Origin of the sequence: Shewanella litoralis, assembly GCF_009828585.1 — a bacterium.
Lineage (GTDB): Bacteria > Pseudomonadota > Gammaproteobacteria > Enterobacterales > Shewanellaceae > Shewanella > Shewanella litoralis.
Genome location: NZ_WSRZ01000166.1, coordinates 1 through 251 on the forward strand (window position 1 = coordinate 1; position 251 = coordinate 251).

General features: G+C 46.2%; 1 rRNA gene. It reads left to right on the forward strand.

Features of this window, described 5'->3' with window-relative positions:
- Positions 1–92 (forward strand): 16S ribosomal RNA (locus GQA99_RS20500); the annotation flags it as partial.
- Positions 93–251: the final 159 nt, after the last annotated feature.

The window sequence follows — 251 nt, forward strand, 5'->3', positions numbered from 1 at the left end:
TCGGGAGAACGCTCACCACTTTGTGGTTCATGACTGGGGTGAAGTCGTAACAAGGTAGCCCTAGGGGAACCTGGGGCTGGATCACCTCCTTACCTATACGACTAACTCAATACCTAAAGTGCAGCAATGCATGTGAGTGTTCACACAGATTACTTGTTAACTTCTTCGGAAGTAGAGTGAAACACGCCGCGAGCCGGTCAGTGTTGTTCTTTAACAATTTGGAAAGCTGATAGTAATTAATTGCATGAGTC